16 protein-coding genes and 1 tRNA gene (1 of these 17 only partly in view) are annotated in these 17,479 nt (G+C 46.5%); 3 read left to right on the plus strand and 14 right to left on the minus strand.

The features are described from left to right. Positions 1–29: 29 nt before the first annotated feature. From HMPREF3052_RS04375 to HMPREF3052_RS04400, 6 genes are all read right to left on the minus strand, one after another. Complete coding sequence (locus tag HMPREF3052_RS04375) at positions 30–689, minus strand: YecA family protein (protein ID WP_049352331.1); 660 nt, start codon at positions 687–689, stop codon at positions 30–32. Between the two features lie 43 nt (positions 690–732). Continuing rightward, positions 733–1,515: a TrmH family RNA methyltransferase gene (locus tag HMPREF3052_RS04380; RefSeq protein WP_049352336.1), complete on the minus strand. Its 783-nt coding sequence runs from the start codon at positions 1,513–1,515 to the stop codon at positions 733–735. 118 nt (positions 1,516–1,633) lie between these two features. Continuing rightward, a complete protein-coding gene (locus HMPREF3052_RS04385; protein ID WP_049352338.1) occupies positions 1,634–2,182 on the minus strand; it encodes a sigma-E factor negative regulatory protein in 549 nt (182 codons plus the stop codon). Positions 2,183–2,187: 5 nt separating this feature from the next. Then, complete coding sequence (gene rpoE / locus HMPREF3052_RS04390) at positions 2,188–2,787, minus strand: RNA polymerase sigma factor RpoE (RefSeq protein WP_049352341.1); 600 nt, start codon at positions 2,785–2,787, stop codon at positions 2,188–2,190. A 219-nt stretch (positions 2,788–3,006) separates the two neighbouring features. Then, a complete protein-coding gene (tilS, locus tag HMPREF3052_RS04395) occupies positions 3,007–4,332 on the minus strand; it encodes a tRNA lysidine(34) synthetase TilS (RefSeq protein ID WP_049352344.1) in 1,326 nt (441 codons plus the stop codon). 88 nt (positions 4,333–4,420) lie between these two features. After that, positions 4,421–5,380, minus strand: coding sequence for an acetyl-CoA carboxylase carboxyltransferase subunit alpha (locus HMPREF3052_RS04400; protein ID WP_070748760.1), 960 nt, complete (start codon positions 5,378–5,380; stop codon positions 4,421–4,423). Between the two features lie 204 nt (positions 5,381–5,584). On the opposite strand from HMPREF3052_RS04400, the gene HMPREF3052_RS04405 reads away from it, so the two are divergent. Continuing rightward, positions 5,585–5,986 (plus strand): RNA-binding S4 domain-containing protein, encoded by a 402-nt coding sequence (locus HMPREF3052_RS04405; RefSeq protein ID WP_003679090.1) that lies wholly within the window; start codon positions 5,585–5,587, stop codon positions 5,984–5,986. A gap of 95 nt (positions 5,987–6,081) precedes the next feature. On the opposite strand, the gene HMPREF3052_RS04410 is transcribed toward HMPREF3052_RS04405, so the two are convergent. The 4 genes from HMPREF3052_RS04410 to HMPREF3052_RS04425 form a co-directional block, all read right to left on the minus strand. Beyond that, positions 6,082–7,281, minus strand: coding sequence for a hypothetical protein (locus HMPREF3052_RS04410; protein ID WP_070748762.1), 1,200 nt, complete (start codon positions 7,279–7,281; stop codon positions 6,082–6,084). A 96-nt stretch (positions 7,282–7,377) separates the two neighbouring features. Next, positions 7,378–9,141 (minus strand): exodeoxyribonuclease V subunit alpha, encoded by a 1,764-nt coding sequence (recD, locus tag HMPREF3052_RS04415; RefSeq protein ID WP_070748764.1) that lies wholly within the window; start codon positions 9,139–9,141, stop codon positions 7,378–7,380. Positions 9,142–9,273: 132 nt separating this feature from the next. Then, a complete protein-coding gene (gene lolD, locus HMPREF3052_RS04420; protein ID WP_003683651.1) occupies positions 9,274–9,957 on the minus strand; it encodes a lipoprotein-releasing ABC transporter ATP-binding protein LolD in 684 nt (227 codons plus the stop codon). Next, the gene (locus HMPREF3052_RS04425) at positions 9,950–11,200 is read right to left on the minus strand and encodes a lipoprotein-releasing ABC transporter permease subunit (protein WP_003746931.1); all 1,251 of its coding nucleotides are present in this window, start codon (positions 11,198–11,200) and stop codon (positions 9,950–9,952) included. The genes lolD and HMPREF3052_RS04425 overlap by 8 nt, the downstream gene beginning before the upstream one ends. 214 nt (positions 11,201–11,414) lie before the next feature. Between HMPREF3052_RS04425 and HMPREF3052_RS04430 the strand changes: the two genes are divergently transcribed. Further along, the gene (locus HMPREF3052_RS04430) at positions 11,415–11,702 is read left to right on the plus strand and encodes a hypothetical protein (RefSeq protein WP_003683377.1); all 288 of its coding nucleotides are present in this window, start codon (positions 11,415–11,417) and stop codon (positions 11,700–11,702) included. A gap of 62 nt (positions 11,703–11,764) precedes the next feature. On the opposite strand, the gene recR is transcribed toward HMPREF3052_RS04430, so the two are convergent. The 4 genes from recR to rnr all read right to left on the minus strand — a co-directional run bounded on the left by recR (position 11,765) and on the right by rnr (position 17,355). Continuing rightward, positions 11,765–12,370: a recombination mediator RecR gene (gene recR, locus HMPREF3052_RS04435; RefSeq protein WP_070748766.1), complete on the minus strand. Its 606-nt coding sequence runs from the start codon at positions 12,368–12,370 to the stop codon at positions 11,765–11,767. 82 nt (positions 12,371–12,452) lie between these two features. Further along, entirely contained in the window at positions 12,453–14,306 is a 1,854-nt protein-coding gene (locus HMPREF3052_RS04440) for a SurA N-terminal domain-containing protein (protein WP_070748768.1), read from the minus strand. A 145-nt stretch (positions 14,307–14,451) separates the two neighbouring features. Then, positions 14,452–14,799 (minus strand): ArsC family reductase, encoded by a 348-nt coding sequence (locus tag HMPREF3052_RS04445; RefSeq protein WP_049329609.1) that lies wholly within the window; start codon positions 14,797–14,799, stop codon positions 14,452–14,454. An 81-nt stretch (positions 14,800–14,880) separates the two neighbouring features. After that, entirely contained in the window at positions 14,881–17,355 is a 2,475-nt protein-coding gene (gene rnr / locus HMPREF3052_RS04450; RefSeq protein ID WP_141756603.1) for a ribonuclease R, read from the minus strand. Between the two features lie 94 nt (positions 17,356–17,449). On the opposite strand from rnr, the gene HMPREF3052_RS11900 reads away from it, so the two are divergent. Then, positions 17,450–17,479: transfer RNA gene (locus tag HMPREF3052_RS11900), tRNA-Leu, on the plus strand (it continues 172 nt past the right edge of the window).

Genomic DNA, 17,479 nt, shown 5'->3' on the forward strand with positions numbered 1-17,479 from the left:
GCATTCAGACGGCCTTTTTATTTCATGGTTTATTTGCCACAGCAGGCTTTGTATTTTTTACCGCTACCACATGGGCAAGGATCGTTGCGACCCACTTTTTCGCCTTCACGGCGTACGGTTTGCGGCTTATTGATGATAGCCTGCCAGTACCAGTAAATATCCAGCAGGACATGTGGCAAATCAGATTCCAGCTGGGTCAGCTCTTTTTCATTCAGATGCAAGATGACTTCGCCGTTTTCCTCATCATCATAGATACCACCCAAAGCCATAATCGGATAGAACAAATCTTCAAATTCTTCCTGTTCGACTGCTTCAAACCAATCGGTAGGCACAATATCCAGTGCGTAAAGGTAGGCATTACACCAAGTGTAGAAATCCGGATTACCGGCTTCATCTTCATAAAACCACAGATCAGGCAGGATTTTTTCGTTGAGCTTCATGCGCATATCGGCGGCCATTGCCATGACCAAACGTTCGATTTCGGTGCGCTCTTTGGCATCAAACAAAGATTCCTCACCCAAAATCTCTGGCAGCCAGTTGGTCGGATTCAAAGCATCCGGACCGCTCAATAAAGCCATCATAAAACCTTGAACCTCATCACAACGCATGGTGTTATGGGCTTCAGATTTATCATCCAGCAATTCCATCAAGCGGCTGCGTGCCGCTTCATCAAAAGTCAGTATTTGCATTTTTGTTCCTTAAAATAAAATCGTATTATTGTTTTCAGACGGCCTAGGCATGGATACGCTGCCGCATTTGTTCAAACAGACAAACCGTTGCCGCCATCGCGACATTCAAGGATTCGGTTTGCCCCAACATGGGGATTTTGACACAGGCATCAGCCTTCTCTTTTACCGTTTCGCTCACGCCGCTGCCTTCGTTGCCAAACACCCAAGCACAAGATTGACTGAGGTCCATCTCATACAAACCGATATTGCGACCGCCCAAGGCAGTTGCCCAAATTTGATGCTGATACGTTTCCATCCAAGCGGATAATTCCACTCGATTGAAAATAGACAGCAGAAAATGCGCACCCATCCCCGCTCGCAACACTTTGGGCGACCAGATATCCACGGAATCATTGCCGCACACGATTTGCCTGATTCCGGCTGCCGCCGCGCTGCGCAAAATCGTGCCTGCATTGCCAGGGTCTTGTACCCGCTCCAATACTACGCAATCGCCGTCTGAAGGCAAACCTGCCTGCTGCGGAATATCAATCCAAGTCATCACATCATCGGCATCGGTCAGACTGGTGATTTTAGACAATGCTTCGTTACCGACCCAAGTAATCAATCCCTCATCCAACTGCGCCGCAATTTCTTGAATTTCAGGATGTTGCTGTTTCTTTTCAGGTAGATAAACCTGTTTGGGCGTACCGCCGCTTTGCAAATAAGTTTGCAGCAGATGTATGCCTTCCAATACGGTTTCACCGCTTTCACGCCTTGCTTTGGCCTGTGTCAGCAGACGGAATAAATGTTTGAGCTGTTCGTTTTGAGCAGAGGTAATCAGTTTCATGGAGCGCATTATAACTGTTTTAACTTCCTTGAAGCTATGCTTTCAGACGGCCTAACGGTTTTACTTAGAAAATAAAAAACCCTTACAATGAAGCAAGGGTTTTACATGATTTCATTTTTTACTGCACAACTGTCTGCTGCTCATTTTGCTGCTCGGTACGGACAGTCGGACGGTTTTCAATTTTGCCGTCTTTTGCCGCATTTGGCACAACAGTTTCGCCAGGCTCGGAAGCTGCTTTATCACTAGGCGTACCGCTTACCGGAATAATATTTTGGGCTGGCTGAACATTAGACTTCTCTGCAACCGGCATAGCGTCACGAGAAGTTTGCGGTGTAAATTGCCATACTGCAACAGCAATCGCACACACGCTGGCAGCAGCCGCAAAGAATTTGAAGAAGCCGCTATTGGCCGCTTCATGCTGAGCATATTTTTCCTGTTTGCCTTCAGCCTCGTTTTGAGGCACTGTAAATGCTTTGCTTTGCATGGTTTCACCGGTAACACTCGCCGCAGCACCCTGACGGATACAGTCGCCGATAATGTGGTATTCATGCCAAGCGCGCAAGGCTTCCTCGTCTGCCAATACAGCATCCAGCATTTCATCAGTCAATGCTTCACCGTCCATCAATGCAGACACATACTCCAATGCTTTATTTGTTTTGTCATTCATTTTTATTACCACCTTTGATCTTCAGAAGTATCCAACAGCGGCCGCAAATCTTTTGCAATCAGTTCACGCGCTCTGAAAATACGCGAACGTACAGTACCTATCGGACAATCCACTACCCGAGCTATTTCTTCGTAAGACAAGCCATCCATTTCCCTAAGTGTAATGGCTTGACGCATATCGTCTGGCAGTTGCGCAATGCTTGCTTCGACGGTCTGCAAGATTTCCCGATTCATCATTTCAGCTTCCGGCGTATGGTAATCTGCAATCTGATCGGTTAAATCGAGAACATCTCCCTCCTCATTGGCTGCTTCCGAACTGACAAAAAACTGGCGACCCGAAGTGGTCAGAAAATTCTTTGCCGTATTGATACCGATACGGTACAGCCATGTATAAAATGCACTCTCACCGCGAAAATTAACCAGCGCACGATAAGCCCTAATCATTGTCTCTTGGGTTACATCGTGTACTTCGTGCTCATCCTGAATAAAACGGGAAATCAGTCTGTTTAGCCGACGCTGATACTTGGACATCAGCATCTCGAATGCCTTATGGTCACCTTTCTGCGCGCGCTCCACCAAAACTTGATCTATTTGGCGATCGTTCATACCCAACCTTTAATCGTTTTACTGCTTTAAACCAAAAAATAGTAAAGCGTGCTGTGCACAATAAAGACAGCATCGCTTTGAAAAAGTTCCACAAGATTACATTTAATCGCAAAAGTTTATTCGTATAGATACTCTAATATAAGCTATATTGCTTATTATATCTACACTTAGCAAAAGTAGTTAAATTACTAATACTTATTAAATTTAAAGTTAGTCTCTTTACTTTTCTACTATATATTTAGCTAACTTTTCATGAACAGGCAGATAGCCTTCCCCTATTTGAACATCGCTTCCCACCCGAAGATTAATAACAGCAAGGCACTTGTTGCCCATACTTAGGATAATCGGCCAATATTTACGGACGAATGGCACAATATGACACTCTTGCAATAGTTTTTCGACTGATTTTTCCCTCTGCCCCGACTGAATCACATCACCTTTGGCCACATTTCGAAGTACCGCCTGCTTCTCCAACTCCTCTTCTGACAAACCTCCCTTAAAGGGTAATAAAACGAAACCGTTTTCCAGCAAAATATCTTTCAGACGGCCTCGAACTTCCCTGCCATTACACCAAGGCAGTTTTTGAAACTCACTTTCCTGACAAACAAACAGCTTATCTCGATATACGACTAGTTTCCCGTCTGGCAAATTCAACTGCGCTTGATCAGCGGTTTCTAATACTCGGGCAAAATCGGCAATGCTGTGATAAGAAGGCAATGATTCCGTTTGCTTTCGCAAAAAATACCAAAGCAGCCGACGACGCAAAAGCGGGGTACACTGCCGCCATAGACTGATGCTGAATATTCCGTTTGGACTGATGCGCTGGTATTCAGACTCAATCAATTCATCTAAAAGCTGCAAATCTTCCTGCAATAATCGAACATTGGTACAAATTTGCTGCTCAAAATTCGGGATACGCTGCTGCCATTTCGGCAAAGCCTGATTTCTCATCCAATTGCGTAAATAGCCTGAGTCTTCATTACTTTCGTCTTCAACAAAAGATAATCCCCATTGTTGCGCATACTCAGCCAGTTCCTGACGGGAAAATGCCAAAAGCGGCCGCCAAATTTGAATCTCTTCATTTAAATCACGCCATACCGGCATGGCCGCCATACCGCGTAATCCACCCCCTCGCACAGCCGACAACATAAATGTTTCGATTTGATCATTGCGGTGATGGGCCAAAACAATAATTTTCTTCAGGCCGTCTGAAAATGCCTGATATCGGGCAGCCCTGGCCGCAGCCTCCAAACCTTTTCCTTGTTTTTCCACATTGACACGGCACACGCGCAAGGTCACATTCAAACCCCGACAATAATCCTGACAAAATTTTGCCCAACTGTCGGCATTAGTGCTTAAACCATGATGAACATGGACGGCACGCAAATCAAAATGGTGAAATTCACGCGTCCGGTGCAAAAGATGCAGCAGGACGACAGAATCCAATCCGCCACTCAAACCAACTTCAACCACAGTATGGCTCGGCAAATCAGGAAAAGCTGCGTGAAAACTTTTAAATAGGGAATCAGGGGATAGTTGCGACATTTCAGACGGCCTGAAATTGTGAATTACTCAAAAATAGAACACAAAAAAAGCAAGCAGCGACATCTGCTTGCTTTTTCAGCAGTCAAACTTATTTATCGGTAAATTTACCGTAAGCCATGATGCGGTCGAAACGGCGAGAAAGCAAGTCAGGCATGGTCATGCTTTGCGCTTCGCTTAATTGCTGTTCCAAAACGGTTTTGACGTTTTTCATCGTGGTTTCAAAATCACGGTGTGCGCCGCCCAAAGGCTCATCAATTACTTTATCAATGAGATCCAACTCTTGCAGGCGTTTGGCGGTAATACCCAATGCTTGCGCGGCATCTGCTGCTTTTTCAGCAGTTTTCCAAAGAATAGAAGCGCAACCTTCGGGAGAAATCACCGAATAAGTCGAATATTGCAGCATATTGACGTAGTCGCCGACAGCCACTGCCAACGCGCCACCTGAACCGCCTTCACCAATGATGGTGCACAATACCGGCACATGCAGACGGGTCAGTTCGTACAAATTACGGCCGATGGCTTCAGACTGGCCGCGTTCTTCTGCACCAATGCCCGGATACGCGCCCGGAGTATCGACAAAGGTCATGACCGGAATATTGAATTTTTCGGCAGTCTTCATCAAGCGCAGTGCTTTACGGTAACCCTCAGGACGCGGCATACCGAAATTGCGGCGGATTTTTTCTTTGGTATCGCGGCCTTTCTGATGGCCGATAACCATCACGCTTTGGCCGTTAAAACGCGCCAAACCGCCGACAATGGCATGATCGTCAGAATAATGGCGGTCGCCGTGCAACTCTTCAAAATCGGTAAAAATACCGTTGATGTAGTCCAAAGTATAAGGACGTTGCGGATGGCGGGATACTTGTGAAATTTGAGCCGGAGTCAGCTTGCTGAAAATTGACTTGGTCAACTCACTGCTTTTCTTTTTCAGTCTGGCAATCTCGTCAGAAATATCAACGGCAGATTCGTCTTGTACGAATCGCAACTCGTCAATTTTATTGGTTAATTCGGCGATGGGTTGTTCGAAGTCCAAAAATACGGGTTTCATAAAACAAAGCTCTCGGTAACGGTTGCTGACATGATACGCTAATCAGACGCATTTGACAGCATTTCTCAAAGGGAAACTGCCATCTTTTGCAATAAAAAATCTTTCAGACGGCCTTTAACAAAGGAATAGTATAGCTGCACTAAACGCATGAAGTGCCGTATCTTATGATAAACTTCAATTCAGTTCAATCATTTCAAACAGGCTATGAAAAACGATCATGACAATTCGTCCATGCGCTTGGACAAATGGCTGTGGGCCGCACGCTTTTTCAAGACCCGCGCGCTGGCACAAAAACATATTGAGCTGGGCAGAGTTTTGGTAAACGGCTCAAAAGTGAAAAACAGCAAAAATATTTCTGCCGGCGACACCATCGACATGACTTTGAACTCCCTTCCCTACAAATTCAAAGTTGCCGCGCTCAATCATCAACGCCGCCCGGCACCGGAAGCGCGTTTACTCTACGAAGAAGACATGAAAACGGCTGCCGAACGCGAGGCTCAAAAACAACTCGACCAAGCCAGCCGCATCAGTGCCGCTTATCCGGACGGACGCCCAACCAAACGCGACCGCCGCCAGCTTGACCGTATGAAGCGCGATAGCTGGTAAAGCGTTTTATCCATTGTTTCAGACGGCCCTATATCCATGCCGTCTGAAAACCAAAAACAGGCAGGACATCCTGCCTGTTTTTTTCTTTGTGATGATTAAAATTTATATTCTAACTGACCACGAATAACGTTTACGTCCTGCTTATCTGTGCCGACGGTAGGCGTAACCTGTTTGCCGGCCAAATAGAAACCTTTGAATTTCCAGTTTTTCCAAGGAATATAGGTCGCACCGATTTGCACGCCTTGGACGTTTTTGCTGTAATCCTCAACAGAAGAGACACCGGACAATGAACCGACACGGCGGTAGTTCAAGAATACGTCATAAGAATTACGGACGCTCCAGTCGGCCAATTTATAGCGTACTTCAGTGAACACGCCATCATTTTTAATTTTTTGTCCGGCATCATTATAGGCTTTGATATTGGACTTGCTGACTGCGGCCATCCAATGCCAATCATCATTAAACTTGATGTCCGTACCGATTTCTCCGAAGACCGCATTTTTCTTCGCACCGCGTACATCGATGTCTTTCATGTAACTGACGGTTGCGCCGACGTTGATATTCTCATTCACAGGCAACATACTTTGAACCGCGGCAAAATGTCTGCGGCGGCCGCCAATGCCCCATGTGTTGTCGTTCAGGTTGCCAGTGCGGCGGCCCGCATAGATTTTGGTAGGCAGGGTTTTATTGTCGAAGAAGATTTCGCCGCCGGTTACTTCGGTATCCCAGACGCGGCCGTAGGAAGAGAACGCACCAAATTTACCGACACGCGCTTTAATATTGTTGTACAAAGTGCCTTCGGCATACAGTTTATTGACCGGCACATCATGATCGCCGTTGAATTTACCGGTTTCCAAATCGATATTCGGCTCAATTTGCGCCACCAATTTCCAATCTTTATACAGTTTTGCGCGTAACCAAAACTCCGCATTGAAGTTGGCATTGGTATCTTCAGGCGTCGGATTGATGCTGCTGTTGTTGGCATTGATGTCTTTGGTATCCGCACGTACGCGCAAGCCACCATTTACAGTCAACAAATCATTGAAAATGCTGATTTTATCGTCATCTTTGCGAATGATACTGCCGGAATTGACGTAATCGTTGGTGGTGGTCAAAGCCGCCGCATCACGTCCGCCATCAGCATTCTCTGCCAAAGAATAAGATGATGAAGCCAATAAAATACAGGTTGCAATCAGTTTGGTTTGAAATTTCATGCCGACTCTCCAAAAGAAGGTATTGAAAGTGAAGCATTCGATAAAGCGTACAAAATTATGAATTTCGTATAAATTATTCATTTTATTTACTAATTATTTTTATCGTATGTAAATTAGTGTAATCAGTCAAGCAGATTTAAACGCTTTATCCTCTTTCAGACGGCCTCTTGATTCAGGTCAAACGGAAGCCTGCTCATCAGGCTGTTCAAACTGCCATTTCAAGGCATCGGCCAATGCCGTCCTGCGTTTTTGATGGCATTCTACAGCTTTACATAACTCCTCCGCATTTCCCCAAAACACGAAACGTTCACGCGCACGGGTAATGGCCGTGTAAAGCAAAGCCTTATCCAAACCCCGTGCTTCTTCTTCGCTCTCTGTTATTGCAGGCACTGACGGAGGCAATAACCAGACTTCCCGATATTCCGAACCTTGGCTCTTGTGCACCGTCATGGCAAAAGCCGATTCAAAATCGGGCAAACGGCTGATGGCAATTTTTTTGAATCCATCTTTCTCAGGAAAATATGCAGACAAGCCATTCAACGATTCTTCATCTTTCATAATCAGCCCGATGTCACCGTTAAACACTTCCAGCATATAATCATTGTGCGTAATCATGATGATTTGTCCGGCAAACCAAGGCGTTTCGCCCGAAACTTTGCCTTGTCGTTGCAAGTATTCTTGATAAGCCTGATTCAAATCATCCGCATCCTGCCGCCAAGCCGCCAATACCACCACATCGGCAGCATGACCATAGGCGAGTGCAACATTATTCTCTGCCACGGCCTGCCAATAATCCTGTTGCTTTTGATAAAGCAAGGCGACCTGCTCTTTCAGACGGCCTGATTTCATTTCCAATTCTTTGGGAAACTTGTCAAACTGTTCAACCGCAGTTTGCTTTTCCCCGGACACCACCGCCCTTGCCAAACAGCCGATACCGCTGTCTGCACCAAAACGGTGGCTGAATGTCAATTTAGCATTGTTTTGCGATAAAGCCTGTGGCTGCCCTTTAATCTCAAAACCATGATTGGGCAGGTACACTCCCAACTTTTCAGCAGTTTCTTTATCCAAAGCTGTCGGACACGACAATGCTGCCAACACAGCCCCCAAGCCAACCGACGGCAACTGGTTTTCATCGCCAAGCAACACTAGACGACAGCCGGTCGGCACGGCACGCAACAAATCCAACACCAGCGGCAAATCCAACATCGACGCCTCATCCACCACCAAAACATCCAAAGCGAGCGGATGTTCATGATTGAACGCAGGGCGCATTTGCGGCGGCCGCAGTTTCAACAATCGATGAACAGTCTGCCCTTCCAAGCTTTCCAAATGCGCTTTGATACTTGGAGACAAATCAAAACCGTCCAAAGCACGCTGCAAAGCCCGTGCCATATGCGCAGCCGCTTTGCCCGTCGGCGCCGCCAAAGCGATACGGGGCAGCTTCGTACTGTTATTGCAAATCAGACCCAAAAGCTTTGCTACGGTCGTCGTCTTCCCCGTACCCGGCCCGCCTGTAATCAGCATAAAGTTTTGCAGCAAGGCCAAAGCAGCAGCATCCCGTTGCTCTTTACTGTCTTTAGTGTCAAACCAGTCGCTCAGGCTTTTTGAAGCCGCCATGAAATTCACTTCTTCCGCCTCTGCACTGGCCAGCCGTTTGATTTCAACAGCCAAATCATGTTCCAACTGCCACATTCGCCCTAAAAACAATTTCCGGCCTTGCAGGATAAGCGGTTTATCCGCATTACCGACCAAATTCGGCAAGTTGCTTAAGGCATCGATATCCTCTTTATCCAAATAAATGAACGAATGCCCGTTTTGCAAGGCTGCAAACAGTCGAACCACATAAGGTTCAATAACGGATGCCCCCTGTACTTCGTGGCGGCGGAAAAACGCTATAGCCGCATCTGCGGCAGAGGAAAGGATAGAGTTGGTCGGATTCATGGCTTAGGATTGATTGATACGAAAAAAGAAAGGCCGTCTGAAAAACAGTATTTCCATATAATGAAAACCTGTTTTTCAGACGGCCTCTATTATACCGTTCAAAGCATAAAATATTTGCCTGAAATAATAACCTTATTGCAGCACTTGCAGGCTGCCGTCTTTCATGGTCATTACCCGGTCGAAACGCTCAGCCAGCTCGTCATCATGGGTCACTACAATCAGGCTGGTGTTCAATTCGCGTTTCAAATCCAGCATCATGTCCAGCACATTTTGCGCATTTTTACGGTCAAGGTTCCCCGTCGGTTCATCCGCCAACAGGCATTTCGGCTCATTAACCAAAGCACGGGCAATCGCCGCACGCTGACGCTCGCCGCCGGAAAGTTCGCTTGGACGGTGCAGCATACGCTTGTCCAAGCCAACCTTTTTTAGCATCTTAACAGCCTTTTCCTCGGCCATCGCCTTGGGCATTTTGCCGATTAAAAGCGGCATCATGACATTTTCCAAAGCAGAAAACTCAGGCAATAGATGGTGGAACTGATACACAAAGCCCAAATAACGGTTGCGCAATTCGCCCAACTGTTTTTGACTCAAACCGCCCAAATCCTGATCCATCAGTATTACCTTGCCTTCAGACGGCATATCCAAGCCACCGAGAAGGTGCAGCAATGTGGATTTACCGCTGCCTGACGAACCGATGATACTCACGCTTTCCGCTTCGGCAACTTCAAAATCTAAATGATTCAACACTTGTACATTCAATGCGCCGTCATTATAGCTTTTGCCAACGCCGGTACATTTCAAAATTGTCTTACTCATAACGCAAAGCCTCCGCAGGTTGGGTTTTTGCAGCACGCCAGCTCGGATACAGTGTGGCGATAAATGCCAAGCCAAGCGAAATGCAGGCAATAACGGCGACATCCTTCAAGTTCACATCGCTAGGCAGGTAATCGATGAAATAAACTTGAGAGTTAATCAAATGCACGCCAAACAGATCTTCAAAAAACGCGACAATCTTGCCGACATTCCAACCCAGCAATACACCGCATACCACGCCCACAAGCGTACCGAAGAACCCCGCAAATGCGCCCTGCACCAAGAAAATCTTCATGACGCCGCCCGGAGACAAACCCAAAGTGCGCAAAATCGCAATATCGGCTTGTTTTTCCGTTACCGCCATTACCAAGGAAGAGACGAGGTTAAACGCAGCAACCGCGATAATCAGTGTCAAAATGATGAACATCATGCGTTTTTCCAACTCAACGGCTTCAAAATAGCTGCGGTTGTTAAACGTCCAGTCACGCACCCAAACTTCATCTTTTTTAGCATCTGGAATCAACTTGGCAATGAAAGACGGCGCATTCTGAGGATCAGCCAGTCGCAAACGCAGCCCACCGACATTTTCTCCCAGTCGATACAAGACTTGCGCATCTTTGATATGCGTCATGGCCAATGTGTTATCGACTTCATAAACACCTGTTTTTACCACACCGACCACATTAAACTGCTTCAAGCGCGGCACTACGCCGGCAGGAGTGACATTACCCTCTGGCGTAATCACTGTAACCTTGCCGCCAAGCTCCGTGCCCAATGCCTCAGCAAGCCCTTGGCCCAAAATAATATCAAATTCGCCCGGTTTCAAATCGTCAAAACTGCCGGCCGGCATATCCTTACCGTAATCCACGACATTTTTTTCTTCAGACGGCAAAATACCGCGTATCTGCACACCGCGCACTTCCCCGGCATTAGCGAGCAAAGCCTGATCGGAAACATAAGGCGCGCTGGCCAATACTTCCTTTTTGCCTTTTACAAATTCGCGCAAATTCTGCCAACCCGGCGCGCTACCGACATCGTAATAGCCGATTTCCGCATGAGGTGCGACGTTCAACAATTGACCGCGTATCTCTTTCTGAAATCCGTTCATCACGGATAAAACCACAATCAGCGCCGTTACGCCCAAAGCGATACCGGCGATTGAAATCATGGTAATAAATGACATAAAACCGTTGCGTTTTTTCGCACGCAGATAGCGCAGGCCTATCCAAGTTTCTAAAGAAGCCATTCAAAAATGCCTCATTCGTTTGTCAAAAAAGGCTTATTGTACCGTAAAACCGACAGGTCGTCCGATTGCCCGACTGATGTAGCATTCAGGGATAAAGTGTATGTAAAACCATGTATCTTCCCGTAAATTCCACCGAAAAACTTGCACAACCGGCCAATCGCCCTTATTCTGAAGCTGTGACACACTTTGTCACCATCAAAAAGGAAATACACTAATGAACAGCAAAAAATTCTTGGCCCTCGTATCCGTAGCTGTAGGTTTGTCATTCAGCTTCAATGCATATGCTGCCAAAGAAATCAAAATCAGTTCAAACAATACCGCTTACTCCGACGCCGATGTTCAAAAACTGGCAGCCACTGCTGTCGGCATGGGCGTAAAAGAACCTGTCAGCCTCAACAGTGGAAACGGTGTTGTTACCGTATCCGGCAGCAGCGCAACCAAATGCGCATTCAAAGTCGGCAACGGCGATACGCCTCAAATTCAAGGCGTCAGCTGCAAATAATCTGATTTAATCAATGAAAAGGCCGTCTGAAAGACTTTCAGACGGCCTTTTTATATTGCCATTTAAGATTGGATATTCCTTCTATCGTAAACAGCTTGAGCCAAAGTACCGGCATCCACATATTCCATCTCGCCGCCTAAAGGGATTCCCCTTGCCAATCGGCTGACTTTATAAGGAAGATTTTTAAACAATTCCGCCAATACATACGCTGTCGCATCGCCTTCGGCTGTGAAGTTGGTGGCAATGATAATTTCCTCAATATCACTCGCCTGCAAACGGGCAACCAGCTTATCTAACGCTACTACCGAAATATCCATACCCTGCGCAGGACTGACTTGCCCCATCAAAACAAAATACAGGCCATCATGGCAATTGGCCGCCTCCATACTGGAAACATCCGCCGGCATATGCACAATCATCAAGCGGCTTTTCTCACGTTTTTCGTCCGCACAAATTTCACACAAATCGCCCTCGCAAAATGTGTTACACATCCGACAATGCTGCACCTGTCTCAAGGCAAATTGCAAAGCATCCACCAACTCCTGCGCTTCTTCGCGTTTGTACTGTAAAAGCTGATAAGCCATGCGTTGTGCGGATTTCGGGCCGACATTGGGCAGGATTTTTAATGCATTAATCAAGCGGACAAAGGCATCAGGGTTTTTACTCATGATTTCAGACGGCCTTTTAAAAGATAGCTAAAAATAAGAAAACAGCCGGAATTTATCCGGCTGCCCTACTCAAATACTCTGCTTATTCGGCAGCATTATTAACTTGCTGTGCGCCTTGCTTACGATCGATTTTCTTACCCAAATACTGGAGTAAATTATCGAACACATTCGCAGAAAGCTGCTGAACCAAAGCCTGTTTGGCAGCCGGAATCTGTGAATCGGCATTTTCAGGAGCAGAAACGCTCTGAACTTCCATAATCACCGGTGCAGGCATACCTTCCAACAATGCGTACGCAGGTTTACCGCCGACAGGACGCGCTTTCAACAAAGCCGCATAAGCTTCAGGAGACATGGTTTTGCGTGCATCTTGCGCACTCAATTGCGAAACAGGCGACCATTGAACATCGGCAGCTTTACCGGCTTTCAATGCAGCCAAAGTTTCTTGGGCTTTCTTCTCTGCCAGTTTGGCGGCTTCAGAGCGCAGATATGCTGCACGGACAGTGTCTTTAACTTCTGCAAATGGTGCAATTTTCTCTTCGCGCACTTCTTTCGCACGAATGACCCAAACGGTTTCGTTGTTGATGGCAATGACTTCAGAATTGTGTTTTTTCTTCAGTACATCATCGCTAAACGCTGCATTAATTAACGCTTCAGGCAAACCGGCCTCTTTCGCACCCGCTTTGGTTACCCACTCATCCAAGTTTTCCACTTTCAAGCCTGAATTGGCAGCTGCTTTTGCCAAAGAAGATGGATCGTTGAAGGTATCTTCACCTAATTTTTCTTTGGCAGCGTTAAAGGCAGAAGCTGCTTTTTTCAGTTTCAAGGCTGCTTCGATACGCGCTTTGGCTTGTTCCAAAGTCGGCTCAGCTTCGACATTCAAAACTTTGATGATGTGATAACCCAAAGACGATTTAACGGTATCGCTGACTTCGCCTTTGCCCAATGCAAATGCCGCTTTATCGAATTCAGGTCCAAAGCCACTACCGCCGCTTTTGCTCAGGTAGCCCAAATTGCCGCCTTTGTTGCTGCTGGACAAATCTTTGGAGTACTTGGCCGCCAACTCGGCAAAAGCATCTGGGTGCGCTTTGAGCTCTGCAGCCATTTTGTCCACTTCGGCTTTAATTTCCGCATTACTTGCTTCATCTCCGTTAGGCATAACAGGAATGAAAATATGCGCAATTTCGGCTCTTGGCGACAAATCTACGCTTTTGCTATCGTAAGCTTTTTGTACTTCTTCCGCACTGACAGTTTGCTTGTTAGCCAAATCTTTGATGTTCAAAGCCACATATTCCAGCTTAACGGCTTGAGGAATCAAGTAATCTTTCTTATGCGCTTCATAATACTTTTGCAAAGCCGCATCATCTACTTTTACTTGTGCCGCAAATGCTTCAGGACTGAATGTAAATGAACGGATGGTACGGGTGGCTTGGGTCAGGTTAATCAACTGACGCGCTTGCGCATCGCTGACCAACGCACTGTTTTGCACCAGATTCAACAGATTTTGCAATTGGAACTGTTCACGGATATCTTCAACAAACTGATCCTCGGTCATTTTGCGCTGATCCAAATACTTCTTGAGCAAATCCTGACTGAATTTGCTGGAAGCATCATGGAAATTCGGATCATCCACGATAACTTGCTTGATTTGTTCCTGAGACACAGCAATGCCCATCAGCTTGGCACCCTGCTTCAGGTAAGCACGTTGCAATAAAGATTGGAATATCGCATCACGCGAAGGCGCAGTATTGCCGGCAGCTTGCTCATTTTGTATCGCAATCTGTAAAGCATGCTCGCTGACCTTCTCATCCCCGACTTTGACAATGTAATCAGAACCCGGCGAAGACAAATTATTGGCACCGAATCCGATAAAGGTCAGACCAATGATACCTAAAACAATCTGGGCGGGTGTTTTATATTTTTCAACAATATGGAACATATTTATCCGAAAGAAAAGTTTGGCGCGGCAGCCGGAAAATGCTGCCGCAAAAATCTTAAAATCCTGAAAACAGGCTCAAAGCGCGTATTGTAACGTATTTTTTCGAGGCTTGCTTTTTCAGACGGCCTAAAAACCTAAAAATGCCTTATCCGAAAATTTCCTGATACGCGTCTACTGAAAATCCGACATGAACCTGTCCTTCTTTGACCAATACAGGCCGCTTGATGATGTTGGGATTTTCCACCATCAAAGCAATGGCACCTTCTTTTGTGGCGGCAGATTCTTGCGCATCTTTATCCAACTTGCGCCAAGTCGTGCCTCTTTTATTGAGCAAAATTTCCAAAGCTACTTGCTTCAGCCAGCCATCAATCAATTCGGCAGTCGGGGCGTTTTTCTTAAAATCTACAAACTCAAACTCGATGCCGTTTTCTGCCAACCAACTGCGCGCTTTTTTAACCGTATCGCAATTGGGAATACCGTATAGTTTTATCATCTTATTTATCCTTGGTTTTATTTATAAAATCACAAATTCAGGCCGTCTGAAAATTTTCAGACGGCCTGAATTGAATGCCGCTTATTTCTTAGCAGCTTTCTTCACTTTAATCTTCACGCTTTTGCCTTGATCGTTATTTTTACCTCCAGCTTTGACGGAAGCTGTTTTCGCCTGCGCCTTTTTCTTGCTTGCCGCTTTAGGTTTGCTTGGCTTGGCAGGCTTGGAGGCAGGTTTACTTTTTACCTTGCTTTTCTTTGCCTTCACGGGAGCGGCCAACGCTTCATCAATTTCTTTAGCCGAAAGTTTACGCTTTTCGACAGACTTGTCAGCAGCTATCGGCTTGCTCGCAGGTTTTGCTTTTCTACCGCTACGTTTCTTACCGACTGAACCGCCGCTGATTAAGGTCAAATCAATCTTGCTGGTATCCAAATCGGCTCGCGCAACTTTTACGGTGACTGTATCGCCCATATTGAAACGGACACCGCTGCGTTCGCCCTCAATCGCCATAATTTCAGGACGGAAGTTGAAATAATCTTCTCCCAAATCGCTGATATGAACCAAGCCGTCGATATGAATATCGTCCAAGGTTACAAAAATACCGAAACTGGTCATGCCCGAAATCTTACCACTGAAGACTTCGCCGACTTTGTCGCGCATATAATAAGTTTTCAGCCAGTTTTCCACATCGCGGCTGGCATCATCAGCTCGGCGCTCGCAGAAAGAGGTATGCACGCCCAAAGCCTGCCAGGTTTTATTGGGTTGGTACGTTTGTCCATTCAACACAGCCTTGATGGCACGATGTACCGTCAAATCCGGATAACGGCGGATAGGCGAAGTAAAGTGTGCATATGCGCTATAAGCCAAACCAAAGTGACCGTCGCAATGCGGCTCATAAACCGCCTGCTGCATAGAACGCAACATCATCACTTGCAACAATTCCACGTCCGGACGGTTTTTAAATTGCTCGGCAAGCGCAGCATAGTCTTTCGGCGTCGGATTATCGCCGCCACCCAAACTCAGCCCCAGCAAACCAAGCTGCTCGCGTAAAGTAGCCAATTTTTCGGGAGTCGGGCCCAAGTGATTGCGGAATAAAGCCGTATGTTTGTTTTTCAGCAAAAATTCTGCCGCGCAAACATTCGCCGCCAGCATACATTCTTCAATCAGCTTGTGCGCATCGTTGCGGACGACTGGAACGATCTTGTCGATTTTACCGTTGTCGTCGAAAATCATCTGAGTCTCAACGCTCTCAAACTCAACCGCGCCACGCTCGAAACGTTTTTTCTGCAAGATTTTAAATAACTGATACAGAGTATCGATTTGTTGCTTAAACGGATGATCCTGGCCGTCTGAAATCCAATCCCAAACTTGATTGTAAGTCAGTCGCGCATGAGAACGCATTACTGCCGGATAGAAACGGTATTCCTTGATATTGCCGGCATAGGTAATCACCATATCGCACACCATACACAGGCGTTCAACATCAGGGTTGAGCGAGCAGATACCGTTGGACAACTTCTCCGGCAGCATCGGAATCACACGGCGTGGGAAATACACGCTGGTACTGCGTTCTTGAGCATCTACATCAATTCCGTCATCAGGACGGACATAATGGCTGACATCGGCAATCGCCACCACCAAACGGTAATTGCGGCCGATTTTTTCAGCAAAAACCGCATCGTCAAAGTCCCGCGCAGTTTCGCCGTCAATGGTTACCAAAGGCAAATCGCGTAAGTCCACGCGCCCTTTCAAGTCGGCTTTACGCACATGATCGGGAATTTTCTTCGCGGCTTTGACACATGCTTCGCTGAATTGATGAGGCAAATGGTGCTTGCGTACAGCGATTTCGATTTCCATACCGCTGTCGGCATAATCGCCCAACACTTCAATCAGCTTAGCCACAGCAGGACGATGCGCTTCAGGATACGTTTCAATTTCAGCCACAATCACTTGGCCTGATTGCGGTTTAAAGTGCACCACGCTTTCAGGCTCTAACACGATACTTTGGCTCAAACGCTTGTCTTCGGCTTCCAAAATAGCCACGCCGCGATCCATATAAAAACGGCCGACCACTTTAGACTGCGCACGCTCCACCACATCCAAAACCGTACCTTCACGACGGCCTCTGCGGTCGATACCGGCAGGACGAACAGTAACAATATCCCCGTGCATCACGCCGCGCATCTGACGCTCATACAAAACGAAATCGCCTTCGCCCGTTGGTGTTAGCGGCACGGCAAAACCAAATCCGTCCTTATGCGCTTCAACACGGCATTTAACTAATGCCAATTTTTCTGCCGCACACACCGCGCCACGTCGATTGATTAACACCTGACCATCGCGCGCCATCGCTTTCAGACGGCGCTCAAAGAATTCATATTCATCTTCTGTAATCGACAATTCATGTGCCAAAGCTTCGATTTTTGTCGGCACGCCTTTTTGTTCCAATAATTCAATAACCCACTCACGGCTGGGCAGCGGATGAGCGTAACGTTGTTTCTCCCGCTCCAAGTACGGGTCTTTTTCTCGTAAATTTAAAGATTTAGTATTTTTGTTCATTTTGATAGTTGACATTCTTTTTTTAAAATATATAATAGCTGCTTCTTCGCAGTTCAGGTAGTCAACTCTACCTTAAATTGAAGAATAAAGCAAAGCCCAGGTGGCGGAATTGGTAGACGCGCTA

Origin of the sequence: Neisseria sp. HMSC056A03 (assembly GCF_001815685.1) — a bacterium.
Lineage (GTDB): Bacteria > Pseudomonadota > Gammaproteobacteria > Burkholderiales > Neisseriaceae > Neisseria > Neisseria subflava.